The 25996-nt window shown below is 69.7% G+C and carries 24 protein-coding genes and 1 pseudogene; 7 read left to right on the top strand and 18 right to left on the bottom strand.

The window, feature by feature from the left end; translation table 11 throughout:
- Positions 1 to 83: 83 nt before the first annotated feature.
- The 3 genes from tsf to AC5YDV_RS01235 all read right to left on the bottom strand — a co-directional run bounded on the left by tsf (position 84) and on the right by AC5YDV_RS01235 (position 2761).
- Entirely contained in the window at positions 84 to 893 is an 810-nt protein-coding gene (gene tsf, locus AC5YDV_RS01245; protein WP_496181786.1) for a translation elongation factor Ts, read from the bottom strand.
- A gap of 37 nt (positions 894 to 930) precedes the next feature.
- Positions 931 to 1890, bottom strand: coding sequence for a 30S ribosomal protein S2 (rpsB, locus tag AC5YDV_RS01240; RefSeq protein ID WP_496181785.1), 960 nt, complete (start codon positions 1888 to 1890; stop codon positions 931 to 933).
- Between the two features lie 241 nt (positions 1891 to 2131).
- Entirely contained in the window at positions 2132 to 2761 is a 630-nt protein-coding gene (locus AC5YDV_RS01235; RefSeq protein ID WP_496181784.1) for a polysaccharide deacetylase family protein, read from the bottom strand.
- On the opposite strand from AC5YDV_RS01235, the gene AC5YDV_RS01230 reads away from it, so the two are divergent.
- Together AC5YDV_RS01230 and AC5YDV_RS01225 are read left to right on the top strand one after the other, a co-directional pair.
- The gene (locus AC5YDV_RS01230; RefSeq protein WP_496192321.1) at positions 2736 to 3200 is read left to right on the top strand and encodes a hypothetical protein; all 465 of its coding nucleotides are present in this window, start codon (positions 2736 to 2738) and stop codon (positions 3198 to 3200) included. The genes AC5YDV_RS01235 and AC5YDV_RS01230 overlap by 26 nt on opposite strands.
- Before the next feature lie 10 nt (positions 3201 to 3210).
- Positions 3211 to 4155: a M23 family metallopeptidase gene (locus AC5YDV_RS01225; RefSeq protein ID WP_496181782.1), complete on the top strand. Its 945-nt coding sequence runs from the start codon at positions 3211 to 3213 to the stop codon at positions 4153 to 4155.
- A 105-nt stretch (positions 4156 to 4260) separates the two neighbouring features.
- Here the strand turns inward: AC5YDV_RS01225 and AC5YDV_RS01220 are convergent, their stop codons facing one another.
- The 3 genes and pseudogenes from AC5YDV_RS01220 to AC5YDV_RS01210 all read right to left on the bottom strand — a co-directional run bounded on the left by AC5YDV_RS01220 (position 4261) and on the right by AC5YDV_RS01210 (position 9088).
- Positions 4261 to 6471, bottom strand: a complete 2211-nt coding sequence (locus AC5YDV_RS01220) for a catalase (protein WP_496181781.1) — start codon at positions 6469 to 6471, stop codon at positions 4261 to 4263.
- Positions 6472 to 6636: 165 nt separating this feature from the next.
- Positions 6637 to 7080 (bottom strand): GNAT family N-acetyltransferase, encoded by a 444-nt coding sequence (locus tag AC5YDV_RS01215; RefSeq protein WP_496181780.1) that lies wholly within the window; start codon positions 7078 to 7080, stop codon positions 6637 to 6639.
- Between the two features lie 135 nt (positions 7081 to 7215).
- Positions 7216 to 9088: pseudogene (locus AC5YDV_RS01210) on the bottom strand (potassium transporter Kup).
- Between the two features lie 297 nt (positions 9089 to 9385).
- On the opposite strand from AC5YDV_RS01210, the gene AC5YDV_RS01205 reads away from it, so the two are divergent.
- The gene (locus AC5YDV_RS01205) at positions 9386 to 10402 is read left to right on the top strand and encodes a magnesium and cobalt transport protein CorA (protein ID WP_496181779.1); all 1017 of its coding nucleotides are present in this window, start codon (positions 9386 to 9388) and stop codon (positions 10400 to 10402) included.
- Between the two features lie 75 nt (positions 10403 to 10477).
- Here the strand turns inward: AC5YDV_RS01205 and AC5YDV_RS01200 are convergent, their stop codons facing one another.
- A complete protein-coding gene (locus tag AC5YDV_RS01200) occupies positions 10478 to 10624 on the bottom strand; it encodes a hypothetical protein (RefSeq protein ID WP_496181778.1) in 147 nt (48 codons plus the stop codon).
- 250 nt (positions 10625 to 10874) lie between these two features.
- Positions 10875 to 11822 (bottom strand): tyrosine recombinase XerC, encoded by a 948-nt coding sequence (locus AC5YDV_RS01195; protein WP_496181777.1) that lies wholly within the window; start codon positions 11820 to 11822, stop codon positions 10875 to 10877.
- A 59-nt stretch (positions 11823 to 11881) separates the two neighbouring features.
- Between AC5YDV_RS01195 and def the strand changes: the two genes are divergently transcribed.
- Positions 11882 to 12475, top strand: a complete 594-nt coding sequence (gene def / locus AC5YDV_RS01190; protein WP_496181776.1) for a peptide deformylase — start codon at positions 11882 to 11884, stop codon at positions 12473 to 12475.
- 31 nt (positions 12476 to 12506) lie between these two features.
- Here def and AC5YDV_RS01185 read toward each other — a convergent pair whose 3' ends face one another.
- The gene (locus tag AC5YDV_RS01185; protein ID WP_496181915.1) at positions 12507 to 13289 is read right to left on the bottom strand and encodes a TrmH family RNA methyltransferase; all 783 of its coding nucleotides are present in this window, start codon (positions 13287 to 13289) and stop codon (positions 12507 to 12509) included.
- Between the two features lie 14 nt (positions 13290 to 13303).
- Complete coding sequence (locus AC5YDV_RS01180) at positions 13304 to 14074, bottom strand: maleylpyruvate isomerase family mycothiol-dependent enzyme (RefSeq protein ID WP_496181775.1); 771 nt, start codon at positions 14072 to 14074, stop codon at positions 13304 to 13306.
- Positions 14075 to 14202: 128 nt separating this feature from the next.
- Between AC5YDV_RS01180 and AC5YDV_RS01175 the strand changes: the two genes are divergently transcribed.
- Entirely contained in the window at positions 14203 to 15147 is a 945-nt protein-coding gene (locus AC5YDV_RS01175) for a bile acid:sodium symporter family protein (RefSeq protein WP_496181914.1), read from the top strand.
- Positions 15148 to 15163: 16 nt separating this feature from the next.
- Here AC5YDV_RS01175 and AC5YDV_RS01170 read toward each other — a convergent pair whose 3' ends face one another.
- Both AC5YDV_RS01170 and metG read right to left on the bottom strand, forming a co-directional pair.
- Complete coding sequence (locus tag AC5YDV_RS01170) at positions 15164 to 15832, bottom strand: O-methyltransferase (RefSeq protein ID WP_496181774.1); 669 nt, start codon at positions 15830 to 15832, stop codon at positions 15164 to 15166.
- Positions 15833 to 15836: 4 nt separating this feature from the next.
- Entirely contained in the window at positions 15837 to 17636 is a 1800-nt protein-coding gene (metG, locus tag AC5YDV_RS01165; protein ID WP_496181773.1) for a methionine--tRNA ligase, read from the bottom strand.
- 121 nt (positions 17637 to 17757) lie between these two features.
- On the opposite strand from metG, the gene AC5YDV_RS01160 reads away from it, so the two are divergent.
- Entirely contained in the window at positions 17758 to 18978 is a 1221-nt protein-coding gene (locus AC5YDV_RS01160) for an inorganic phosphate transporter (RefSeq protein ID WP_496181772.1), read from the top strand.
- Positions 18975 to 19223 (top strand): hypothetical protein, encoded by a 249-nt coding sequence (locus tag AC5YDV_RS01155; protein WP_496181771.1) that lies wholly within the window; start codon positions 18975 to 18977, stop codon positions 19221 to 19223. Before AC5YDV_RS01160 ends, AC5YDV_RS01155 begins: the two co-directional genes overlap by 4 nt.
- A gap of 6 nt (positions 19224 to 19229) precedes the next feature.
- On the opposite strand, the gene AC5YDV_RS01150 is transcribed toward AC5YDV_RS01155, so the two are convergent.
- From AC5YDV_RS01150 to AC5YDV_RS01125, 6 genes are all read right to left on the bottom strand, one after another.
- A complete protein-coding gene (locus AC5YDV_RS01150; protein ID WP_496181770.1) occupies positions 19230 to 20309 on the bottom strand; it encodes an adenosine deaminase in 1080 nt (359 codons plus the stop codon).
- On the bottom strand, positions 20275 to 20691 hold the full coding sequence (locus AC5YDV_RS01145) for a cytidine deaminase (protein WP_496181769.1): 417 nt from the start codon (positions 20689 to 20691) through the stop codon (positions 20275 to 20277). Before AC5YDV_RS01145 ends, AC5YDV_RS01150 begins: the two co-directional genes overlap by 35 nt.
- Positions 20692 to 20696: 5 nt before the next feature.
- Positions 20697 to 21992, bottom strand: coding sequence for an ABC transporter permease (locus AC5YDV_RS01140; protein ID WP_496181768.1), 1296 nt, complete (start codon positions 21990 to 21992; stop codon positions 20697 to 20699).
- Entirely contained in the window at positions 21989 to 23155 is a 1167-nt protein-coding gene (locus AC5YDV_RS01135; protein ID WP_496181767.1) for an ABC transporter permease, read from the bottom strand. The genes AC5YDV_RS01140 and AC5YDV_RS01135 overlap by 4 nt, the downstream gene beginning before the upstream one ends.
- Positions 23148 to 24707 (bottom strand): ABC transporter ATP-binding protein, encoded by a 1560-nt coding sequence (locus tag AC5YDV_RS01130; protein ID WP_496181766.1) that lies wholly within the window; start codon positions 24705 to 24707, stop codon positions 23148 to 23150. Before AC5YDV_RS01130 ends, AC5YDV_RS01135 begins: the two co-directional genes overlap by 8 nt.
- Positions 24708 to 24792: 85 nt before the next feature.
- Positions 24793 to 25872: a BMP family ABC transporter substrate-binding protein gene (locus AC5YDV_RS01125; RefSeq protein ID WP_496181765.1), complete on the bottom strand. Its 1080-nt coding sequence runs from the start codon at positions 25870 to 25872 to the stop codon at positions 24793 to 24795.
- Between the last annotated feature and the right edge of the window lie 124 nt (positions 25873 to 25996).

Genomic DNA, 25996 nt, shown 5'->3' with positions numbered 1-25996 from the left:
TTCCTTGGGGGGGTTGTGAGGGGGAGGAGGGGCTGCCCCTACGACACTGGCTTCCCCCGCCACTCTAGTGGATCAGGCGCAGGTCAGGCGCCCGCGGCGAGGCGGACGAACCGCTTCACGGTCACACCGTTCTCCTTGAGGAGTTGGCCGACGGTCTTCTTGTCGTCGGACACGGACGGCTGCTCGAGGAGGGTGACTTCCTTGAAGAAGCCACCGAGACGGCCCTCGACGATGCGGGGGATGATGTTCTCGGGCTTGCCCTCCTCCTTGGCGGTGAGCTCGGCCACGTGGCGCTCCTTCTCGAGCACGTCAGCGGGGACGTCCTCACGGGAGACCCACTGCGGCTGCATCGCGGCGATCTGCATCGCGATGGCGCGGACGAACTCGTCCTCGCCACCGGTGTACTCGACCATCACGCCGACCTGCGGGGGCAGGTCCTGGCTGCGGCGGTGGAGGTAGATGGCAGCGGGCGCCTCGAAGGTGGCCACGGCAGCCAGCTCGAGCTTCTCGCCGATCTTGGCGGCCAGGGTGGCCACGGCCTCGTCGACGGTGGAGTCACCGAGCCGGACGGCCTTGGCGGCCTCAACGTCGGTGGCGCCGGCCTTGGACACGGCCTCGGCGATCTTTGCGGCCAGCGCGACGAACTCGTCGTTCTTGGCGACGAAGTCGGTCTCGGCACCGAGCTGGATCAGCGTCGTGCCGGCGGCGGCGACGAGGCCGTTGGTGGCCTCACGGTCGGAGCGGCTGGACACCTTGGCGGCGCCGGTGACACGCAGGATCTCGATGGCGGCGTCGAAGTCTCCCTCAGCCTCGGTGAGGGCCTTCTTCGCATCCATCATCCCGGCGCCGGTGGCGTCGCGGAGCTTCTTGACGTCCTGGGCGGTGATCGCCATGACAATCTCGCTTCCTGGTTGTTCGCTTGGGTGGGTGTCACTGCTCGTCGGACGCCGACGCCGGGCTGGCCGGGGAGTCGGGCGAATCCGGGGACGCGGGGGAGTCCGGGCTGTCCGGGGAGCCGGCGGACTGGACGGTGGCGGGGACGGGCTCGTCACCGACGGAGGCCGGGACCGGGGCCGCCTGGTCGACCTCGACGGACTGGGCGCGCTCGTCGACGCCGGCGGGCGCCGTGGCACCCAACAGCTCGCGCTCCCACTCGGCCATGGGCTCGGCCTCGGCCACACCGGTGGCGATGCCGCCCGAGCTGCGGGACAGCAGGCCCTCGGCCGCGGCGTCCGCGATGATGCGGGTCAGCAGGGCGACGGAGCGGATCGCGTCGTCGTTGCCCGGAATCGCGTAGTCGACCTCGTCGGGGTCACAGTTGGTGTCGAGGATGCCGACGATCGGGATGCGAAGCTTGCGCGCCTCGTCGATCGCGAGGTGCTCCTTCTTGGTGTCGACGACCCAGATGGCCTGCGGCAGCCTGTGCATGTCGCGGATGCCACCGAGGGTCTTCTCCAGCTTGTCCTTCTTGCGCTCCTCCTGGAGGAGTTCCTTCTTCGTGAGGCCGGACGCGGCGACGTTGGTGAAGTCGATCGCCTCGAGCTCCTTCATCTTCGCGGTCCGCTTGGAGATCGTGGCGTAGTTGGTGAGCATGCCGCCCAGCCACCGCTGGTTGACGTAGGGCATGCCGACGCGGGTGGCCTGCTCGGCGATGGCCTCCTGGGCCTGCTTCTTGGTACCCACGAAGAGGATCTGGCCGCCGCGGGCGACGGTCTCCTTGACGAAGGCGTAGGCCTTGTCGATGTAGGTGAGGGACTGCTGCAGGTCGATGATGTAGATGCCGTTGCGCTCACCGAAGATGAAGCGCTTCATCTTGGGGTTCCAACGACGGGTCTGGTGTCCGAAGTGGACACCGCTCTCGAGCAGCTGACGCGTGGTCACGACGGCCATGGCCGTTCCTTTCTCGGCGGACGGGCGCCGGCACGCTCACGCGCCCGGGCGAGACCGCCTGGTTCGGTTGAGGGCTGACGTTCAGCCCCGCCTGGTGCAGCGCCGCTCCCCCACCCCGTCACCGGGGACCTGCGGAGGTTCGACGTGGCCTGCACGCGAAGTCGACCCGGATCTGCCGGGTCGCTGGGGACATGCTATGGCCCAGCCGGGCCGTGCTCCAAACCACCGGCCAGCGTGCCGTTCAGGGAGTTGCCGGCAGGACGCGTTCGAGCGTCACCAAGGTGTAGCCGCGCTGGCGCAGCCCCACGATGATCGCCGGCAGGGCGTCGGCGTCGAGCGTCGTCCCGTCATCCGGGTTCGCGCCGAGGTGCATGAGGATGATGCCGCCGTTGCTGGCCCCGTCCAGCACCCGCTGGGTGACCTTCTCCGCGGTCATACCGCCCTTCAGGGTCCCCTTCCACCCGAGGGTGTCCACCGTCCATCGGAACGGGACGTAGCACTCGTCGTTGACGAGGGCGATCGTGCGCGCGTCCCGGTCCCCGTACGGGAAGCGGAAGTAGGGCCGGGTATCCACCCCCGTCGCGCGCTTGATCGAGGCGGCTCCGGCACGGATCTCGTCGACGACGCGCGTGTTCGACTGCAGGGTGAGCTCCGGGTGGTTCTGGGTGTGGTTCCCGATCGGATAGCGGGCTGCGATGGTCCGCGCCGCGTCGGGGAAGCGCTCCGCGAACTGCCCGGTGAGGAAGAACGTGGCCGGCTTGCTGGTGTCCGCCAGGGTGCGCAGGATGGACGCGGTCCCCGAGTTGTCTCCCCCGCCGTCGAAGGTGAGCGCGATCACCTTGCCCGTGGTGGGCATCCGGGTCAGGTCCACGCCGCGCAACCCACTGGGGATCGAGCACGCCGCCGACGGCTGGGTCGTGGGCGGTTTCGTCGTCGGTGCGCTCGTGGGCGGTTTGGTCGTCGGTGCGCTGGTGGCCGGCGGCGGAGTCGTGGGGGCGACGGTGGGCTCCGGCGCGGTCGGCAACCAACTGGCCGTGGGTTCCGTGGGCGGGAGGTTCGTGGCCGCGCTTGTCGGTACGGCGCTCGTCGGCCCCTCACTGGGACAAACGGTGCTCGCGGGTGTTGGCTCACAGTTCGGCATGGGCGTCGCCGGGGCGGCCGGGGGCGACGAACAGCCTGCGGCGACCAACGCCACCGCGACGAGCAGGAGGGCCCTCGCCCGGGACATGCTCCAGTGTCTCACCGCCAGCCCCGAGGCGCACGCCCGATGCCCAACTCGTAAGGCAACCGACGTGGAGGGCGCCGCCTAGTGTCCCCGGCATGCGGAGATTCTGGATGTGGGTGGTGGCGTTGGCCATGATGACGTGGTGGAGCACTCCGGCCGCGGTGGCGGCGTCCGGCTCATGGCCGCTGGCCGGCCCCGTGGTGCGAGGATTCGACCCGCCCGAGGTGCGCTGGGGTGCGGGCCACCGGGGCGTCGACCTGGCCGGCGAGCCGGACGCCGTGGTGGCCTCCCCCGCGCCCGGCGTGGTGTCGTTCGCGGGCGTGGTCGCGGGCAAGCCGGTGGTGGTCGTCGACCATGGCACCGAGCGCACGACGCTCGAGCCAGTCGTGGCCACTGTGCGGGTCGGCCACCGCGTGGGCGCCGGTGACGGGGTCGGACGCCTCGTGGCGGGGCACCAGCCCTGCCCGGCCGCCGCCTGCCTGCACTGGGGATTGAAACGGGGCGACGAGTACCTCGACCCCTTGTCGCTCGTCGCGGAGCAGGTCCGACTGCTGCCGGAGTCGGCTGTCGCCGGCGTTGCGAAGCGAGCAGCCTCGCGGGAGGCGGCGCGGGTGGTCACCAGCTTGGTGGGGCCTAGTGGCTCGGGTCCGCTCTCCCAGCCGACCGCCGGACGCCTCGGCTCCCGCTTCGGCATGCGGTTGCACCCGATCTTCCGGGAATGGCGCATGCACAACGGCGTCGACCTGTCAGCGGCCTGCGGCACACCCCTGTACGCCGCCGCCGACGGGGTGGTCACCCACCGGGGGTACGACAGTTCGGGCGGCTGGCGGCTGGTCCTGTCGCACGGGCAGGTCGGCGGCGTGGACCTGCAGACGATCTACCTGCACGCGGAGGGCTACCGCGTGCAGGTCGGCGACCGCCTCACGCGCGGTCAAGTGGTGGGCACGATGGGCAGCACCGGTTGGTCCACGGGTTGCCATCTGCACTTCGGCGTGAAGGCTGACGGGCGCCACGTCGATCCCTTGAGGTGGCTCGGTTGAGCAGCCACAGCACAGGCAGACTCAAGAGCCATCCAATTCAGCACAGCCACAGGAAAGTCCCTCGCCCTTCCGGGCGAGAGCCTCTCCGCTGGAGTTGCGAACGCCTCAGCGAGGCGCGAACCTCTCCCAGACCCGGTGACCGGCCAGCAGCCGGGTGAACTCGGCGACCACGGCGTCCGGGTCTGCGACCACGACACCGGCAGCCTCATCGGGGACGCCCGCCGCGGCGAGGGCAGCAGCGGCGTTCGGCGTCGCACCGATCGCCTTGCTGTGGCGGAACAGCTCGGCGACCAGCAGCGTGACGCGCGGATCGACGTCGGCCGGGCCCGGCTGGCCGGCCTTGGCGTCGAAGGTCGGGTCGGCGTCCGCGCCCGGAGCGGGGGCGTCGAGGAGGAGCACAGCGTCGAATTCGACCGACGCCGCGGTGAGGAAGGTCCGGTCGATGGTCGTCTTGCCGATGTGGCCGCCCTGCGGCGCCACCACGAACGGCAGCATGCCGGCGCCGACGACGGCGTCCCGTGCTGTCTTGAGGCGGGCGGCGGGGGTGTCGGCGTCCACCACGAGCGCGACCTTCCGGCCCGTCACCGGCCACGCCCGGCCGACCTGCGACAGGGCGGGGCTGGGCTGGACGTCGGTCGCCGGCGGAACCGTGGGCTCCGGGGCGGGCAGGCCCAACCCCTGGGCGACCTCGGCGCAGAGGGCGGCGTCGATGTTGGCCAGGCACTGCAGCTGGCGCACTCGGATCGACTCCTCGTAGCACTTGCCGAGCTCGAAGGTGTAGGCGCGGGCCAGGTGCTGGCGCTCGACCTCGCTCAGCGAGCGGACGAAGAGCGTCACCTGGCTGAAATGGTCGTCGAAGCTGGCAGACAGGGCGCGCACCTTCTCACCCGCCACCGGCGTCGGCACGTCGATGAAGGCGCCATCGGCGTCCGATGCCTCGGCCGGGTTGCCCCCGTCGAGCGAGTTGGGCCGGTAGGGCGCGACACCGCCGTGCACCGCGTGCTGGTGGAAGCCGTCGCGGAACATGTCGTTGACCGGGCAGTGCGGGCTGTTGATGGGGATCTGGCTGAAGTTCGGGCCACCCAAGCGGGTGATCTGGGTGTCGATGTAGGAGAACAACCGCACCTGGAGGAGCGGGTCGTTGGTGATGTCGATGCCGGGCACGAGGTTGCCGGGATTGAACATGACCTGCTCGGTCTCGGCGAAGAAGTTGATCGGGCGTCGGTTCAGGGTCATGGTGCCGATGAGCTCCACCGGGCAGAGTTCCTCCGGCACGATCTTGGTCGGGTCGAGCAGGTCGATGCCCTCGAAGGTCTCGTCCTCGGTGTCCGGCATCACTTGGACGCCGAGGTCCCACACCGGGTGGGCGCCGGCGTCGATGGCGTCGTAGAGGTCGCGGCGGTGGTAGTCGGGATCCTTGCCGGCCGTGAGCTGCGTCTCCTCCCATACCTGGGAGTGGACGCCCTGGCGCGGCTTCCAGTGGAACTTGACCAGGCTGGTCTCGCCCGCGTCGTTCATCAGGCGGAAGGTGTGGACCCCGAAGCCCTCCATCATGCGGTAGGACAGCGGCACGGCGCGGTCCGACATGCTCCAGGCGACGTGCGCCTGCGCCTCGGTGTGGAGCGACACGAAATCCCAGAACGTGTCGTGCGCGCTCTGCGCCTGCGGTATCTCCCGGTCGGGTTCCGGCTTGACCGCGTGGACGATGTCAGGGAACTTGATTCCCTCCTGAATGAAGAAGACAGGGATGTTGTTGCCCACCAGGTCGTAGTTGCCCTCGGAGGTGTAGAACTTCGTCGCGAAACCGCGCGTGTCGCGCACCGTGTCGGACGAGCCCCGGAACCCCGCCACGGTGGAGAACCGGACGAACGTCGGCGTCTCCACGCCGCGCTTGAGGAAGGCGGCCCGGCAGATCTTGGTCGCCCTGCCGTTGGCGATGAAGACGCCGTGCGCGCCGGTGCCGCGGGCGTGCACCACGCGCTCGGGGATGCGTTCGTGGTCGAAGTGCGTGATCTTCTCGCGGAGATGGTGGTCCTGCAGCAGGACCGGGCCGCGTGGCCCCGCCTTGAGGGCGTGGTCCGTGGTGCGGAGGCGAGCACCCTGGGCGGTGGTCAGGTACTCGCCCTGCTGCGCGAACGCCTCCGGTGGCGCGCCGGTCGGGGCGCCGGTCGGCGTGACCGTCGCCGGCCCCTGCTGCGACGGTTTGGGCGGCGGCGGTGCGACGGCAGCGGTGGGCTCGTCGACGGGTGGGTTGGCCACTCCCGGCCCTGACGGAGGGTTCAGCGGGACGTCGTTGCGCGGCTGGTTTGGGGACATGGCGGGGTTCCTCTGCTCGCCGGGCCGAACCCGGGTGCCCGGGCCGGAGGTTTGCCGGGTCTCGTACCCGCTTGGGCCGCGCCGAAACCGGCCGTGCGTGCGACGGTTCCCGATGGCGTCGGGTCATGCTCACGGGATGCGCCCCATCAGGGTGGGAGGGGACGCTCAGCGCAGGTCGAGCCTCATGAGCACGCGCGGGAAGCCGTTGATCACGGAGTCGGTGCCGGCGGCCTTGGTGAACCCGGCCTTCTCGAACAGGGCGCGCGTGCCAACGTAGGCCATGGTCAGGTCGACCTTCTGCCCTTGGTTGTCGACCGGGTAGCCCTCGATCGCCGGCGCACCAGACTGTCGGGCGAACTCCACCGCACCAGCCAGGAGCGCATGGGAAATGCCCCTGCCGCGGTGCCCGGGCCGCACCCGGATGCACCACACCGACCACACGTCCAAGTCGTCGAGGCGAGGGATCTTGCGGCTGGTCGCGAACGAAGTGTCGGCACGGGGGTGCACCGCCGCCCAGCCGACGACGTCGTTGCCGTCGTGCGCGAGCACGCCGGGTGGGCCCTGTCGCATCAGCTCAGCCACCCTGTCGCCACGGTCGGTGCCGAGCAAGGCGCGGTTCTCCTTCGCTGGGAGTCGATAGCTCAAGCACCAGCACACGTTGGCGCCAGGACGCTTGGGTCCCAACATCGTCGCCACGTCGGCGAAGTCCGTCGCCGGTCGTACTTGGATCCCCATGGTGGTGTCTCACATCTCCAGTTGGCCGCCCATCACGATCGTGCGTTCCCTGGGCAGGTGGAAGACGGTGGTCCGATCGGCGGCGTTGCGGGCCAGCCAGAGGAACAGTGACCGGCGCCAGCGGGGCAGCGTGGGAACATCCCGGCGGGTCAGACGCAGGGACGAGAGGAAGTAATAGGCCTTGTCGGGGTCCAGGTTGTTGGTTTCGCGTCCCTTGGCGCGGGCCCACTCCAGGGCGCGGGGGACGTGCTGGCTGTCGTTGAAACCGACGTGGTAGCTGATGTGGATGATGCCGTCGTCGACGTAGCCCAGGTCGTCGACGACGGCCCGGTCGACGTGACGGATGTGGGGCACGTTCTCGTTCACGATGCTGACGATGGCGATCTGCTGATGCAGCACGTGCGTGAAGGCGACAATTTGGCGCAGCGCGAGCGGTGTCGTGACCTTGTTGGGGTGAGGGAACACGGCAAGTCCAGGCACCCTGGGGATGGCCCGCGAGTGGAGAAGGTCGATGAAGTCCGACAGCGGGCCCTCGATCTCCTCCCGCCGGGCGTGGACGGACGCCGCGCCGGCGCGCCACGTGAGCATGACCACCACCACCGCACTGGCGATGAGCAGGGGCAACCAGCCCCCGTGCAGGAGTTTCGCCAGGTTGGCTGCGAAGAAGACCAGTTCGACGCCCATGATGAGCACGACCGCGACGGTGATCTTCCAGACCGCGACACGCCACACGAAGCGGGCCAGGATCAGGAAGATCGACATCTCCAACAGCAGCGTGCCGGTGACTGCGAGACCGTAGGCGCTGGCCAGCGCCTCGGAGCTTCGGAAGACAGCGATCAGCATCACCACGCCCACGAACAGGATCCAGTTGATGGCCGGGATGTAGATCTGACCGCCCTCCTCCTTGGAGGTGTGGTGCACGTTGAGTCGCGGCAGGAGGCCTGCGCGCACGGCCTGCCGCGACACCGAGAACGCCCCGGAGATGACTGCCTGTGAGGCGATGATGGTGGCCATCGTGGCGAGGACGACCAAGGGGATGCGGGCCCACGGGGGCGCCATCAGGAAGAACGGGCTGGCAACGGCGCTCGGGTTGCGCAGGATCTCGGCACCCTGGCCCAGGTAGTTGATCGTCAGGGCGGGGAAGACCAGCGCGAAACCACGCCAACCGGATCGGCCTGGCGCCGAAGTGGCCCATGTCGGCGTACATCGCCTCCACGCCTGTCACCGTCAGGACCACGGCGCCAGCTGCGATGAACGCGATCCCGGGGTGGGTGATGCCGAAGGCGAGCGCGTGGTGCGGAGAGATCGCACCGAGGATCTCCGGCGTGGTCACCACGTGCGGGATCCCCAGCGCGGCGAGGGTGAGGAACCAGGCCGCCATGATGGGTCCGAAGAGCCGGCCCACCTTGCCCGTCCCGAAGCGCTGCACCGAGAACAGCCCGGTCAGGACCAGCACCGAAAGAGGGAGCACCAGGCTGTGGAAGCTCTCGTTCACGACCGAGAGGCCCTCGATGGCCGACATGATGGAGATGGCCGGCGTGATCACGCTGTCGCCGTAGAACAGGCCGGCACCGACGACTCCCATGACAAGCGTGACGGCCATCGGCCGGCCGTTTTCCGACAGGTGGCGGCGCAGGAGAGCCACCAGTGACAAGATGCCTCCCTCGCCGTCGTTGTCGGCGCGCATGATCAAGGCCGCATACCCGTAGGACACCACGATGGTGATCGCCCAAAAGACCATTGAGATCACTCCGAAAACGTCCTCACGCGTCGGGGCGACTGCATTGTGCTCCGCGCTGAACACCGTCTGCAGGGCGTACAGGGGGCTGGTCCCGATGTCGCCGAACACCACCCCCAACGCCCCCAGCGTCAAAGCCCCCAAGGCGCCGTGCCCCCTCGCCAACTTTTGCTGTGGACTGGGGGGTGTCAACGCGTCAGCCTGCGCGGGGGTGGTCGGTTCCCCCACCTCGGCGAAGGTCGGCTCCGGGTTGCTGGTCATGGCAACTCCTGTGATTACCAAGGCTGGGAGGCACCCCTGCCACTGACAACTGTTCTCCCTGCGTGCGCGCAGCACAACCCTCCGAGGCTCGCCCCGCCATCGCACGGTTCCCGCCGAGGGCCACGTGGCCAGCTAGACTGCGGCCGCCCAGGGGGACGCCCGTTCGCGCGAGGAGCTGACATGGCGGTGGTCGACAATGCCATCTATGTGGATGGCCGACGCGTGGCGGAACCGTCATCCCTCGACATGGCGTACGAGGCCCTGCGCGATCAAGGTGGGATGGCGTGGATCGGCCTGTACCGACCACCCCGCGAGGAGGTCCTCTCCGTCGCGCGGGAGTTCACCATCCATCACCTCGCCATCGAGGACACGATCAAGGCGCACCAGCGGCCCAAGCTCGAGCGCTACGACGACGTCCTGTTCACGGTCCTGCGCCCTGCTCGCTACATCGAGACGGAGGAACGAGTCGAACTCGGCGAGCTTCACATCTTCACCGGTAAGGACTGGGTGGTGACCGTGCGCCACGCCGAATCGCCCAACCTTGCCTCGGTGCGCAGCAGGATGGAACGCACACCGAACCTGCTGAAGCTCGGCCCCGAGGCGGTGCTGTACGCCATCCTCGACCAGGTCGTCGACGAATACGCGCCGGTGGTCGCCGGCGTCGAGAACGACATCGACGAGATCGAGGACCAGGTGTTCTCCGGCGACCAGTCGGTGTCGCGGCGGGTCTACCAACTGTTTCGGGAAGTGATCGAGCTGCAGCGGGCCACCCGACCGTTGGCAGGCATCCTGAGCGCGTTGCGCGCGGGCTTCGACAACTACAAGGTCGACCCAGAGTTGCAGCGCTACCTTCGCGATGTCGAGGACCACGCGGTACGCGTCATCGAGCGAGTGGACGCCTTCCGTGTCCTGCTGGAGAGCATCCTCACGGTGAACGCCACCCTCGTCGGAGAGCGGCAGAACGAGGAGACGCATCGGCTCACCCAAGCGAGCCTGGCCCAGAGTGAAGAAGTCAAACGCATCTCCTCGTGGGCTGCCATCCTCTTCGCGCCCACACTCGTCGGCACCATCTACGGCATGAACTTCACGCACATGCCCGAACTCGACTGGGTGCTGGGCTATCCTTTCGCCGTCTTTCTGATGGTCCTGGTATGTGCCGGTCTCTACCTCGCCTTCAAACGACGCGGTTGGATCTGAGCAGGAACGCCAGTTGGCGGGACCCTCCCGGCGCCTTCACAGCGCCCTCGGCGCGACCGTGCGGGACACACCGGGTCAGGGCTGTCCGGCAGACAGCGGCGCCTCCCGACGAGCCAGGACATGGACGACCAGGCCGATGATCACGAATCCGCAGATGGCGGCGTGGGCGGGTGCCGGGCCCTGGGCGAAGGTGGCGAACCAGATCCCGGGGACGATGGCCATGCCGATGGCGCTACCGACTCGCTGTCCAGTCTGGAGGATCCTCCCACGGTGCCGCCACTCTCCACCGGCACGTCCACGAGGGCGAGGGTCTGGATCACGTAGACGTTGATCGTGCCGGTGTAGAAAACGCCAGGCAGGCGGAATCCATCCCCACCAGTTCTACCATCCGGCTGCGGCCACGGGCCGCCAGTTCTCGACCCTCGACGTCAACGCCCGCTACCGGGCGCGACCGACGGGCTCTCGGCGTCTCTCAGGCGCGCGGATGTGCCTGCCGGAACGCGTCGCGCAGGCGGTCGTTGCTGACGTGGGTGTAGATCTGCGTCGTCCCGACCGAGGCGTGCCCGAGGATCTCCTGAACCGATCGCAGGTCCGCCCCGCCCTCGAGAAGGTGCGTGGCCATGGCGTGGCGCAGCCCGTGGGGACCGAGGTCGGGGGCGTCCGGGACGGCGTCCAGGGCCGCATGCACCACCCGACGGACGACGCGCGGGTCGATCCGGCTCCCCCGCGCCCCGACGAAGACCGCGGCGCCGGCGTCCGGCCCGGCCACGTGGCTGCGCTCCCGCAGCCACGCCTCGAGCGCACGCCGCGCGGGGTCGCCGAGCGGGGTGGAGCGCTCCTTGTCGCCCTTCCCGCGCACGCGCAGCAGTCCGCGGGCCCGGTCGATGCCGGTGGTGTCGAGTCCGCACAGTTCGGCGACGCGCAGGCCCGCGGAGTACAGCACCTCCACCATGGCGAGGTCCCGGGTCGCCAGCGCACGCTCGGTGTCGTCCTCCGCGGCCCCCACGCGGCCCTCCAAGTGGGCGAACAGGTCCGTCATGACGCCGCGGTCGATGGTCGGGGGCAGGGTGCGCGCCGCGCGCGGCGACTGGAGCGCGCTACCGGGATCCGTGGCCACCCGTCCGTCCGCATGGGCCCAGGCGAAGAACACCCGCGCGGCGGTGGCACGCCGGGCCATCGTCGTCCGCTCGGCCCCGCGCCGGTGCAGGTCGGCGAGCCAGGCCCTCAGGAGGCGGTGGTCGACCTGTCCCCACGACGAGACGCCGCGGGTCGCGACCCAGGTCGCCAGGTCGAGCAGGTCACCGGCGTAGGCGCGTCGCGTGTTCTCGGACAGGTTGCGGCCCAGCCGCAGGTGGTCGGCCCAGGCCGCCAGGTCGCGCGCGAGGCCGGGGGCCACCGTGGCCTCGGAGGAGGGCTGCATACCCGCCAGCGTGCCAGAATGGTGGGGTTGCCCAGCGCACAGGCACGCGGAGGAGAGAGATGGCGATCGAGGAACTCATGACCGGCGGGAAGATCCTGCCCATCACCCGGTGGGGCACCCCGGTGATGCATGAGGAGACCGAGCCGATCACCGTGTTCGACGACGAGCTGCGTGAGCTCGTCCGCGACATGTTCGCCACCATGCGGGCCGCCCGCGGCGTCGGTTTGGCGGCCACGCAGGTCGGTCTGGGCCTCTCCCTGTTCGTCTACGAGTGCCCGGACGCCGACGAGCACGTTCGTGTCGGCGCCGTCTGCAACCCGGTCGTGACGACCCCCACCGGCAAGGATCGTGTGCTGGACAAGACCGACGAGGGCTGCCTGTCGTTCCCGGGCGGCTACCAGCCGCTGGCCCGTCCGGACCACGCGACCTGCACCGGCGTCGACCCGTGGGGCAACGAGGTGGTCATCGAGGGCGACGGGCTCCTCGCCCGCTGTCTGCAGCACGAGACGGACCATCTCAACGGCACCGTCTTCGGCGACAGACTCTCGACGCGCTCCTTCCGGAAGCTCCAGGAGCAGCACGACGCCCTCGTGCACCTCTACCCCGACGACTGGCCGGTCACGCCCAAGAAGGTCACCGGCAACGACCTCTGACGCGGCTCAGCGCAGCGACCTCTGACGCAACTCAGCGCAGCGCCCAGCACGCCACGGCGGTCGCGGCGGCGACGTTGAGCGAGTCGACCCCGTGCTGCATGGGGATCTGGACGACGATGTCCGCCTGCTCGACCCAGCGCCGCGACAGCCCCTCGCCCTCCGTCCCGACCACGACGGCGAGCTTGTCGGGCAGCCCCGCGGCCACGTAGTCGTCCAGCGCCACGGCGTCCTCGGTGAGCGCCAACGCCACCACGGTGAAGCCGGCCCCCCGCAGCGTCGGCAGGGCGGTGGCCCAGTCGTCCACCCGGGCCCACGGCAGCGAGAAGACCGTCCCCATGCTGACCTTGATCGACCGGCGGTAGAGTGGGTCGGCCGCGCGCGGGGCCAGCAGGACTCCGTCCCAGCCCAAGCCCGCAGCGTTGCGGATGATGGCCCCCACGTTCGTGTGGTCGACGATGTCCTCGGCGACGACGAGTCGGCGCGCCCCCAGCAGATCGACCATCGGGGTCGGCTCCGCCCGGTGCAGGGACGCCAGCGCCCCGCGGTGCACGTGGAACCCCGTCACCTGCTCGGCGAGCGCCTCGGACACGACGTAGACCGGGGCCTGGGGATGTCGCTCGATGACATCGGCCAGCCCCGGGATCCAGCGCTCGGCCAGCAGGAACGACCGCGGCACGTGCCCGGCCTCCACCGCACGCCGGATGACCTTCTCCCCCTCGGCCATGAAGAGCCCGCGCTCGGACTCCAGGTGCTTGCGCAGCGAGGTGTCGCGCAGGGCGACGTAGTCGGACAGCCGCGGGTCGGCGGCGTCCATGACGGGGACGAGGTTCACGCCCAAGTGACCCGGACGCGCTCGGCCCACTCGGCCCACCAGGCCGGGTCGGACGCCGTCGCCGCGTGACCGCGATTCCACACCGACAGGAACAACTCGCGGGCCGTGCCGCTCACCGTGACGTCGGCGTCCGGCGCGTCGCCGGTGTGGCGAGTGGTGATGGCGCCGTCATGGGTGAATTCGACACGCCAGGCGCGATCGACGTCCGTGGCACGGAACAGGACCGAGCCCGCGCGTGGCAGGTCGGTCTCAGGGGGGCGGCGCACGAGGAAGCCGGTCAGGAACTCGTCGACCCCGTCCGCGGCGAGGCCGGGCGTGAACCAGAGTTCCTCTCCGCGCGGGACGCGGCCCAGCCGTGCCGCCATCGCGTCCACCGCGTGGATCGTGGTCTCGTGGACCTGGCGCCGCAACCACGCGTCGCGCGGCGGTGGGGCGTCCGGGAGGAAGAAGCGGACGTCGAGGTCCTCGGGGGCGCCGGCCAGGGCGTTCAGCAGCTGCACCATGCCGTCGTCGAACCAGTCGAGCAGGTCGGGGACGGCTTCGGCCTCGGCCAGGACGAGCGCCTCGGGCTCACCGCGGCCCCCGGACACGCGGGAGGCGGCCCAGCGGTGGACGAGCCCGACATGGGTGACCAGGTCGCGGACCGTCCAACCGGGACAGGTCGGGACCGCCGCGTCCAGACCTGCCGCCACCGCGTTGCTGCGCAACACCGCGGACGCGTCCCCCAGTGCCTCGCCCATCTCGTGGAAGTCCCGTGCTACGACCATGGGTCAGAACAATAGTCGTGCCCGCACCGGGGTGCGGGGGCGGGCCAGTTGTGCGCACACGCGTCGGCGGCGCGGGCTAGTGTGTCGGGGTGGCAAACGCAGCACGGCTCAGGCTGGACCCCTTCCTCATGGCGATCATCGCGGCGGCCGTGGTGGCATCGTTCCTGCCCGCCTCCGGGGTGGGGGCCGACATCCTGTCGGTGGCCACCAAGGTTGCGATCTTCCTCCTGTTCTTCCTCTACGGGGCGCGCCTGCATCCGAGCGAGGCGCTGCAGGGCCTCAAGCACTGGAAGCTTCACCTGACGATCCTGACGTTCACGTTCGTGGTGTTCCCCCTCATCGGGCTTCTGATCGGGCTCCTGCCGCACTGGGCGCTGGCCCCCGCGTTGGTTCCCGGCATGGTGTACGTCACGCTCTGTCCGTCGACGGTCCAGAGTTCGATCAACTTCACGTCCATCGCCCGTGGCAACGTGGCCGGCGCCATCGTCAGCGCGTCGGCGTCCAACCTGCTCGGCGTCTTCCTGACGCCCCTGCTCGCGATCGCCCTGATGAACACGACGGGCAACGCCAACGTCGGCCTGGGCTCCATCGTCGACCTGGTGCTCCAGATCCTGCTGCCGTTCATCCTGGGCCAGCTGTCCCGCCGCTGGACCGCGGACTTCGTGAAGCGGCACAAGAAGCTCAAGCTGTTCGACCAGGCCTCCATCGTGATGGTCGTCTACTCGGCGTTCTCCCAGGGCATCCGCGAGGGCATCTGGTCGATGGTCGGCTGGACCGACATCGTGGCCCTCGTCGCCGTGTGTCTCGTCCTGCTGGTGTTCATGCTCTGGCTCACCTGGTTCACCGCCAAGCGTCTGGGCTTCAACCGCGCGGACGTCATCGCCATCCAGATGTGCGGTACCAAGAAGTCGCTGGCCACCGGCCTGCCCATGGCGGTCGTCCTGTTCGCGGGCCAGCCGATCGGCCTGATCATGCTGCCGTTGATGGTGTTCCACCAGGCGCAACTCATGGCCTGCTCGTGGTTGGCCTCGCGCTACGCGCGCCAACCCGAGGCGGACGCCGTGGCCGCCTGACGCTGCAACGGCGCGCTCAGGCGACCTTGCGCAGCACGGCGAAGCCGTCCCACCCCTTCTCCCCCACCGTCTGGGTGATGGAGACCTGGACGCGGTCGTCGGATTGGAGTGCACCCAGCGCGGCCACCACCCCCGCGACCTGCGGGTCGCTCCCGGGCTCGAGGATGCGTCCACCGCGCACGACGTTGTCGATGACGATGAGCGCCCCGACCCTGGTCAACGCGAGCGCGCGCTCCACGTACGTGGGCAGGGAGGCCTTGTCCGCGTCGAGGAACACGAAGTCGAAGGGTTCGACCCCGGCGGCGAGCATCCGCGCCGAGACGTCGGCGGCGTGTCCGCAGTGGATGTCCACCCAGGCCGAGACGCCGGCGTCCTCGAGGTGCCGCCGGGCCACGGCCGCGTTGCCGCGATCGACCTCGATCGACACGACGCGGCCGGACGGGCCCACCGCACGCGCCAACCAGATGGTCGAGTAGCCCGCCAGCGTCCCGAACTCGAGCACGCGACGGGCCCCGGACGCCGCCGCCAGCAGGTGGAGCAGGCGCCCGAACTGGCGGGAGACCTCGATGCCCGGGCTCGTCACCTCGGCGGAGGTGCGGGCCGCGGCCAGGGCGGCGTCCTCCCGGGCGAAGACGGCCAGCCGCTCGTCGACGGCCGCCCACTGCTCGGGCCCGGACGCCACCATCGGCTCAGACCTCCGTGGGAACGACCGGCGCCCACGCGGGGCCGGTCTCGCCGAGTTTCTCGTCCAGCTTCGTGAAGATCGGGGTGGGCTTGACCAATGCGGTCCCCACGGCGATCGGATGCGACTCCCACCGGGCCTGCTCGGACTTGTAGTCCCCCATGAGCACCGGGTAGTCCGGCGCTCCCTCCTCGGAGACGGTCACGATTTCGGGCTGCGCCGCCCAGACGCCGGTGCCCCCGAGCGCCTCGTGCACCTTCTGCGCCGAGTGCGGCAGGAACGGCGTCAGAAGGGTGTTGCAGTCCTGCACTGCCTGGAGGGCCACGTAGAGGATCGTGTCCCGGCGGGCCGGGTCTCCCTTCTTCTTCCAGGGCTCCTCGTCGGACAGGTACTTGTTCGCGAGCGAGACGATCCGCATGGCCTCGGTGATGGCCTGCTTGAACTTCGCGCGCCCCAGCAGTCCGCCGATGGTCTCGTAACCCGCGCGGCAGGCGTCCAGAAGGGCGCGGTCGGCGTCCGTCAGCTCGCCCGCAGCGGGGATGGCACCGACGTTCTTGTGCGCCATCGAGACCGACCGGTTGACGAGGTTGCCCCACTCGTTGGCGAGTTCGTAGTTGGTGCGGCGAACGAATTCGTCCCACGTGAAATCCGTGTCCTGGTTCTCGGGGCCGGCCACGGCGATGTAGTAGCGCAGCGCGTCCGGGCCGAACTCGGCGAGGAAGTCGCGCACGTAGATGACCTTGTTGCGGGAGGAGCTGAACTTGGACCCCGACATGGTCAGGAACTCCGAGCTGACGATCTCGGTGGGCAGGTCGAGGCGACCGAGCGTCTCGGACGGCGTGCCCCCCTTCGAGCCCTCACCGTTGGCACCGAGAAGGATGCCCGGCCAGATGACGGTGTGGAAGGTGATGTTGTCCTTGCCCATGAAGTAGTAGGACTCGGCGCCCCCGTCGTGCCACCAGTTCTTCCACGCCTCGGGATCGCCCGAGCGCCGCGCCCATTCCACGGACGCCGACAGGTACCCGATCACGGCGTCGAACCACACGTAGATGCGCTTCATCGCGGCGTCCGCCCACCCCTCCAACGGGATGGGGACGCCCCAGTCGAGGTCACGGGTGATGGCGCGGGGTTGCAGTTCCTTCGCGAACTGCTCGCTGAACCGGATCACATTCGGCCGCCAGTCGGTGCGCGTGGCCAGCCACTGCTGCAGCTGCTCGGCCAGGGCCGGCAGGTCGAGGAAGAAGTGCTCGGTCTCGACAAACTGCGGAACCTCGCCGTTGATGCGGCTGCGCGGGTTCTTCAGGTCGATCGGGTCCAACTGGCGGCCACAGTTGTCGCACTGGTCGCCGCGTGCCCCGTCGAAGCCGCAGTGCGGGCACTCGCCCTCGATGTAGCGGTCGGCCAGGGTCCGGCCGGTCGACGGGGAGATGGCGCCCATCTGCTTCTTCGCCACGACATAGCCGTTGCGGTGCAGGGAGGTGAAGAGCTCTTGCACGACGGCCCGGTGGTTCAGCGTCGTGGTGCGCGTGTAGAGGTCGTACGAGAGGCCGAGGGCCTGCAGGTCCTCGACGATGACCTGGTGGTACTTGTCGGCGGTCTGGCGCGCGGTCAGGCCCTCGGAGTCGGCCTTCACCTGGATCGCGGTGCCGTGCTCGTCGGTCCCCGACACCATGAGGACGTCGTTCCCGACCATGCGCTGGTAGCGGGAGAAGACGTCCGCGGGCACGGCGAAGCCGGACACGTGCCCGATGTGGCGCGGCCCGTTCGCGTACGGCCAGGCTGCGGCGGTGAGGATCCGAGAAGTCATGGGTTCGATCCTAGGGCAACGGCGGTTGCCGACCGGTCTGCGGCGGCCCCACGACCCACCCGTGGCAACCGGCTCGCCGAAGGTGAACTCTCGGTCAACACGAGGATACAAATTTTGAGACGTGACCCCCGAGCTGGTCCTGCTGGTGCTGGCCGTCGTGACGGCGCTGGCCTTCGACTTCACCAATGGTTTCCATGACACCGCCAACGCGATGGCCACCTCCATCGCCACGCGCGCGCTGACCCCGAAGCTGGCCGTCGCCCTCTGCGCCGTCCTGAACCTTGTCGGCGCCTTCCTCTCCGTGGAGGTGGCGCTCACTGTCACCAACGCTGTCATCCGCATCCAGAACCCCGACGGGACGCCCCGCGCCGAACTCCTCACCGACGGCGGACGCCCACTGCTCCTGATCCTGCTCGCCGGCCTCACCGGCGCCATCGTGTGGAACCTCATCACGTGGCTGCGTGGCCTCCCCTCGAGCTCCTCGCACGCCATGTTCGGCGGCCTGATCGGGGGGACGATCGCAGGCCTCGGCATCGACGGCGTCAAGTGGGTCGGTGAGGGCGCGAAGCTGGACGGCGTGGTGGGCAAGGTCATCCTGCCCGGCCTCGCGTCGCCCCTCATCGCCGTCCTGGTCGCGACAGTGGGCACGTGGCTCGTCTTCCGGATCGCCCGCGGCGTGGCCGAGGGCATCATGGACGAGGGCTTGCGCTGGGGTCAGGTGGGTACTGCGTCCTTGGTCTCCTTGGCGCACGGTGCCAACGACGCGCAGAAGACGATGGGCGTCATCACGCTGGCGCTGATCGGGTCGGGGCACTGGTTCGACACCCACGCCATTCCCCTGTGGGTGAAGGTCGCCTGCGCGGTCGCCATCGCATCGGGTACCTGGCTCGGTGGCTGGCGCATCATCCGCACCATGGGCAAGGGGCTGGTCGAGATCTCGTCCCCCCAGGGGATGGCGGCCGAGGCGTCCTCCGCCGCCGTCATCCTGTCGAGTTCCCAGCTCGGGTTCGCGTTGTCGACCACGCACGTGGCCACCGGCTCGATCCTGGGCACGGGGCTGGGCCGGCGGGCGGAGGTGCGCTGGTCCATCGTCGGCCGGATGGCCCTCGCCTGGCTCATCACGCTGCCCTGCGCCGGCCTGGTCGCCGCCGTCATGTGGTGGATCGGTACGGCCCTGGGACCCTGGTTCGGTCCGATCACGATCGTCGCCGTCATGGTGGGGCTCGCCCTGTGGATGTGGCTGCACTCCCGCCTGCGACCCATCGGCCACCACAACGTCAACGACGACTGGGAGGCACCGGACACCCCGGCCGCCCTGCACACCGAGGAGGTGCCCCGATGACGCAGGCCTTGGCGGCGTTGGATGCGGTGTGGAAGGTGCTCGCCGTCGGCCTGCTCCTCGGCGCCGGACTCCCGGCCCTGTTCTCCCTCGGTGTGCGGCAGTTGGCCTTCGCGACCGAGCCGGGCGTGAACGTCACGCTCCATCGTGCCCTGGCCTGGACGGCCTTCGGTGTCGTCGGGATCGCCGTGCTGCTCGGCATCGCCGGCATCGTGGCCCACGGCCTGGGCGTCAAGCTCTTCCCCTGACGCCCCTCACGCCGCGGCGAACCCGGGCGCCACGACCTCGGCGATGATCCGCTCGCGCTCCTCGTGCGGCAGGAAGGCCGCGCGCACGGCGTCCGTGGTGAAGCGCTCGAGGTCGGCCCGACCGTAGCCGAAGGCCTCGGCGAGCAACCGGGTCTCACGCGAGTACGAGGTGCGGCTCATCAGGCGGTTGTCGCAGTTGATCGTCACGACGAAGCCGAGGCGCTCGAGCAGTCCGAAGGGGTGCTCGGCCATGGTCGCGCACACGCCCGTCTGCAGGTTCGAGCTGGGACTCACCTCGAGCGGGATCCGCCGGTCCAGCACCCACCGCGCCACCGGCCCCAACCGCCAGCCGGACTCGTCGCGAGTGATGTCCTCGACCACGCGCACCCCGTGCCCGAGTCGGAGGGCGCCGACCTGCAGGGCACCGGCGACGGACGCCACGCCTGCGGCCTCGCCGGCGTGCACGGTGAAGGGGGTGAAGGTCTCGCGCAACCGGGCGAATGATGCCGCGTGCAATTCGGCACCGAAGCCGTCCTCGGGGCCCGCCAGGTCGAAACCTGCGACGAGGTGCTCCCCCGCCACCGCGAGCTCGACAACCTCGGGGTTCGGGGCGGTGTGCCGCAGCGACGTCACCAGCTGCCTCACCACGATCGGCGCACCGGACGCCGCGGACGCGGCCATGCCCTCGGCGAGGCCCGCGCCGACCGCCGCGACGGCGTCCACCAGCGAGAGCCCACGTCGTGTGTGTTGTTCGGGCGCCCAGCGCGCTTCGCCGTAGACGACGCCGTCGGCGGCGAGGTCCTCGACCCACTCTCGGGCGACCCGCTGAAGCTGTTCGGCGGTCTGCATGACGGCGATGGTGTGGTCGAACGTCGTCAGGTAGCGCACGAGAGAGCCGGAGTCCGCGGCGTCGAAGAACCACTCCGCCAGCTCGGTCGGGGGCGCGGGCAGGGGGTGGCCCGCTTCGTGGGCGAACTCGGCGACCGTCGCGGCACGCAGCCCTCCATCGAGGTGGTCGTGCAGAGCCACCTTGGGCAGCCGGGCGATGAGTTCATGGTCGACGGTCACGGGACTCCTCCACGGCATCGAGGTCCGCGACGCTGAACGCCTGGGGCAGCATCTCGTCGAGAGTGCGGAGCCCGAGTGGGGTCTCGAGGAGCAACGACGGGCCACCGTGCTCCCACAGCAGTTGTCGACAACGACCGCACGGCATGATCACGTCCGCGTCGGCGTTGCAGCAGGTGAACGCCACCAGACGCCCCCCGCCGCCGCGGACGAGGTCGGAGACCAACCCACACTCGGCGCACAGCGTGACGCCGTAGGCGGCGTTCTCCACGTTGCAGCCGGTGACGATCCGGCCGTCGGACACCAGGGCGGCGGCCCCGACCCGGTAGCCGGAGTAGGGCGCGTACGCCCGCGCGCAGGCCTCGTTCGCGGCCGCTCGCAGGGCTTTCCAGTCGATCTCCACGTCTCTCACTTCGTGTAGGGGACGCCGTCGGCCTTCGGCGAGCGCGAGCGCCCGATGAGGCCTGCCACCGCGATGACGGTGGCGATGTAGGGCAGCATCAGCAGGAACTGGCCCGGCATCGGCGTGTTGAGGGTCTGCAGCTGCGACGCCAGCTGGGTGACGAAGCCGAAGAACACCGCCATGAGCGCAGCGCGGACGGGGTGCCAGCGGCCCATGATGAGCGCGGCCAGGGCGATGAATCCGTTGCCGACGGTGATGTCCTTGACGAAGCCACCCGTCGAGCCGATCGTGAAGAAGGAACCGCCCAGGCCGGCGAAGACGCCGCCGACGAGGACCGCCTGCCAACGCACGGCGCGCACGCTGATGCCGACGGTGTCGGCCGCCTCCGGGTGCTCGCCCACGGCCCGGACGCGCAGCCCCCAGCTCGTGCGGTAGAGCAGGAACCAGACCAGCACGACCGAGAGGACGGCCAGGTACACGAGGATCGTCTGGTCGAACAGCACCGGCCCGAGCAACGGGATGGCGGACAGCCCGGGGATCTGGATCCGCTGCATGATCGGGGCGACGTTGAGCTCGCCGCTGTTGGGCTGGACGAGCTGGTCGAACAGGAAGCCGGTGATGCCGGTGGCGAGCAGGTTGAGCACGACGCCGAGGACGACCTGGTCGACGAGGTACTTGATGGAGAACGCGGCGAGCAGCGCCCCCATCGCGACGCCTGCCAGCACCGCGGCCAGCAGGGCGACCGCGATCGACCCGGTCACGGACCCCACGGTGGCCGCGGTAAAGGCCGCGACGAGGAACTGGCCCTCGATCGCCACGTTCACGACGCCCGCGTTCTCGCACAGCACACCGGCGAGCGCACCCAGGACCAGCGGGGTCGCGAGGGCGACCGTGCCGGACAGTTGGTTGGCGACGGGGAACGCGTACGCGCTCCCGGCCGCGGCCCAGGTGACGAAGCCGAGGGCAACGGCCACCCCGGCCACCGTGGCGGCGAGCGTCCTGGACCTGCCCCACAGTCGCCCGGACACGAAGCCGGCGCCCGCCAGCAGGGTCAGTGCGGCGCACGCGAGCACGGTCGGCAGCGCCGGGACGGTCAGGGTGGGTAGTTGGACCGCGGCGAAGGCGTCCGAGAGCGCGTAGCCGGCGGAGCCGCTGGTCTGGACGCCGAGGACGGCCATCAGCGCGCCGAGCAGCAGCAACAGGCCGCCCGTGGACAGGCGTGCGCGGCGTGCGGCGGCGGATTCCGTCGACTCGAGCTGGATGGGCGCGTTGTCGATGACGGTCTGGGTTGCTGCGGTCATGCGGCTTCACCTCCGACGAGGCTGGTGGCGCGGGGCGCCTTCACCTTGGGGAGCAACGCACCCACGAGGGCGGGCGCTGCGACGAAGAGGACGATCAGTGCCTGGAGCACGGTCGAGAGCGTCAGGGGGGTACCGGCGAGGCTCTGCATCGCCAGGCCACCCGAGTGCAGGCCGCCGAACAACAGGCCCGCGAAGACGATGCCCAACGGCCTGCTCCGACCCAGCAGGGCGACCGTGATCGCGTCGAAGCCGACGGTGCCGACCAGGCCCAGCGACAGCGGCGTGGCGATGCGGTCGGCCCCCGGCCCCAGCGCGTACTGCACGCCGGCGAGGCCGCACAACATCCCGGACAGCGCCATGGTGACGATGGTGGTCCTCGACACGTTCATTCCGGCGGTGCCGGCGGCGTGGGCGTTGACGCCCACCGCGCGGATCGCGAACCCCGTGGTCGACCGGTCGAGCACCCACCAGACGACGACGGCGGCCGCGACGGCGACGAGGAAGCCCACGTGGAACTGCTCGAAGATGATGCCGAACGCCGCGGTGTCCTCGATGACCGGGGCGATGGGGTCGATGCGCCCGGGGCGGAGGAACGCGGGCGTGAGCAGGAGCCACGCCAGCGCACTGCTGGCCACGTAGTTCAGCATGATCGTGACGATCACCTCGTGCGCCCCCGTCGTGGCCTTCAGGAAGCCGACGATGCCGCCCCACAAGGACCCGGCCACCAGGCCCGCCAGCACCGCGACGATGACGTGGAGCACGGGCGGCAGCTCCATCGAGAAGCCCACAAACGCCGCGGCGATGGCCCCCCAGATGGCCTGGCCCTGGGCGCCGATGTTGAACAGGCCCGCGCGGAAGCCGAGGCCGACACCCAGGCCCGCGCAGATCAGGGGTGCCGCCTGCCAGGCGGTGGCCGCCAGGGCGCCGGGCGAGCCGACCGCGCCGATGAGGAGGGCGACGTACGCACTGGACACCTTCGCCCAGGAGGCGCCCAGGGGGAGGGCGGGGGCGGTGAACAGGTAGGCGTAGAGGGTGATGACGTCAGGGTCGGAAACGACCATCAGGACCGCCCCGACGGCCAGGGCGAGGACGATCGAACCCGCGGTGATCGCCCAGCTACGGCCGCGCGCACGCCAGACGGAGGGCCGCCCTGCCTCAGCCATGCTTCTCCTCCTCGTTGTCGACGGCCGCCATGTGGGACGCCTCGTCGGCGGGGACCCCGGCCATCATCAGGCCGAGCACCTCCCGGGGCGTGTCCGGTGGGACGACGCCGACCACTTTTCCGCGATACATGACCAGCACCCTGTCCGCCAGCGCCTCGACCTCGTCCAACTCGGTGGAGACGAGCAGGACGGCCGTGCCCTTGTCACGCTCGGCCACGATGCGCTTGTGCAGGAACTCGATCGCCCCGACGTCGACGCCACGGGTGGGCTGGCTGGCCACCAGCACCGACAGCGGACGGCTCAACTCTCGGGCCAGCACGACCTTCTGCTTGTTGCCGCCCGAGAGGCTCGTGATGGGGTGGTGCACCGACTGCGCGCGGATGTCGAACTCCTCGCGCAGCGTCTCGGCGTTGCGTTCGATGGCCCCCAGGTCCAGAGCCGGCCCGTGGGAGAAGGGCGCCTTGGTCACCCGATTGAGCACCAGGTTCTCAGCGATCGAGAACGTGTTGACGAAGCCGTCGGCCTCCCGGTCCTCGGGAACGAAGCCCATGCCGGCGTCGATGGTGCGGCGGGGCGTCGCCCGGGAGACGTCGGCCCCGTCGAGTTCGATCCGCCCCGAGATCGGGGGGATGTTGCCCAGCAGGGCGTCGGCCAGCTCGGACTGGCCGTTGCCCTGGACGCCCGCGATGCAGAGGACCTCTCCGCCCGAGACCTCGAAGGACACCCCGTCCACCACGATGCCGCCGGCTGGGTTGGCGACGCGCAGGTCCTCGACGGACAGCCGGACGGCCGTGGTCCGGGCCGGTTCCTTGTCGACGCGCAGGTCGACGGCGCGCCCCACCATGAGCTCGGCGAGGTCGGTCTCGGACGTGCCCGGCTCGGCGTGGCCGACGATCTTGCCGCGCCTCATCACGGTGATGCGGTCCGCGATGGCGCGGACCTCCCGGAGCTTGTGGGTGATGAACACGATGGCCTTGCCCTCGTCGCGCAGCGCCTGCATGACGCGCATCAGGTCGTCGATCTCCTGCGGCGTGAGCACGGCGGTGGGCTCGTCGAAGACGAGGTACTTCGCGTCGTTGGCCAGCGCCTTCAGGATCTCCACGCGCTGCTGGACGCCGACGGGCAACTCCTCGATGACGGCGTCCGGGTCGACGGGCATGCCGTACTTCCGGGAGAGTTCGTGGACGCGCTGCCTCGCCGCCGCCGCGTTGAGGAGGGGACCGGTCTCCCGCCCCAGCATGAGGTTCTCGGTGACCGTGAACACCTCGACGAGCATGAAGTGCTGGTGGACCATGCCGATGCCGGCCGCCATCGCCTGGCGGGGATTGGCGAAGTGTCGGGCGACACCATCGACCAGGATCTCGCCCTCGTCGGGGGCCAGTAGCCCGTACAGCACGTTCATCAGCGTGGACTTGCCCGCGCCGTTCTCGCCCAGGAGGCAGTGGATCTCACCGGGGACCAGGTCGATGTCCACCCGGTCGACCGCCGTGAATGATCCGAATCGCTTGGTGATTCCACGCAAGCTCAAACCGGTGCTGGTGCCCTGGGCCACGGAGCATCCCTTCTTGGTCAGATGCGGACAGCGTAGGCGGCGGGGAGGCGACGGTGGTGTCGCCTCCCCGCACGCACATGGGAAATCAGGCAGCGGCGGTGGTCTCGACCATCACCTTCCCGCTGATGATGTCCTTGCTCAACTGGTCGATCTCGGCCTTGACCTCGGCCGGGATCTTGCTGTCGAACTCGTGGAACGGCGCCAGGAAGACGCCCCCGTTCTCCAAGGTGCCGACGTACGGCTCGTTGTCGAACTTGTCCTCGCTCGAGGCCTTGATGGCCTCGAACACGGCCACGTCCATGCCCTTGCCGACCGAGGTCGGGATCACCGACGCGTACTTCGACATGGACACGACGCCGTCGGAGTCCACCCACATGGAGACGACCTTGCCGCCGGACTCCTGGGCGACCAGCAGGCCACCCTCCGACGCCGGACCGGCGACGGGGAGGATCACGTCGGCGCCCTGGGACACCAGGTTCTGCGCGAGCTGCTTGGCGCCCGCCACGTCGGAGAACTTGTTGCCCGGGATGAACGTGCCGTTCTTGCTGGCGCGGTCCCAGCCGACCAGCTTGACGCTCTTGCCCTTGGTCTTGTTGAAGTGGTCGACGCCCTGGGCGTAGCCGTCCATGAAGATGGTCACGGTCGGGTACGGCGCGCCGCCGTAGGTGCCCACGGTGCCGGTCTTCGTGATGGACGCCGCCAGGTAGCCCGCGAGGAACGCCGGCTCGGCCGTGTTGAAGGTCAGCCCCTTGACGTTGGCCTCCGGCTTCTCGTAGGAGAAGTCGACGATCGCGTAGTCGATGTCGGGGTTGGCCTTCGCGGACGCGGCGGTGGCGTCACCGAGGGCGAAGCCGACGGTCACGATGATGTCGCACTTGGAGTCGACCATCGCCTGAACGTTCTTCGCGTAGTCGGACGTGGTCTGCGACTGGATCTCCTTGGTCTGGATGCCCAGCTTGGCCTTGGCGTCCAACATGCCCTTGTACGAGGTCTCGTTGAACGACTTGTCGTCGAAGCCGCCCTCGTCGGAGACCATGCAGGCCAAGAAGTCGGACTGCGCGGGAGCGGAGGCGTTCGGGCTCGCGGTCGAGGCGGGTGGCGGGGTGGCGCAGCCGGCCAGCAGGACCGCGACGGCCAGACCGGTTCCGATGAGGGACTTCTTCACGTTATGCCTCCTAGGCACGCGTCATGTGAGCCGGGCACGAGTTCCCGGGCTGAGGGGGAGCATAACTCGGGACGCACCTGCCCACGCGCGGTCAGAGCAGACTGACGGCCGTTGATACCGCTTT

The sequence above is a fragment of the Propioniciclava sp. LT432 genome (assembly GCF_059515965.1).
This window is presented reverse-complemented; position numbering and strand designations above follow the sequence as displayed.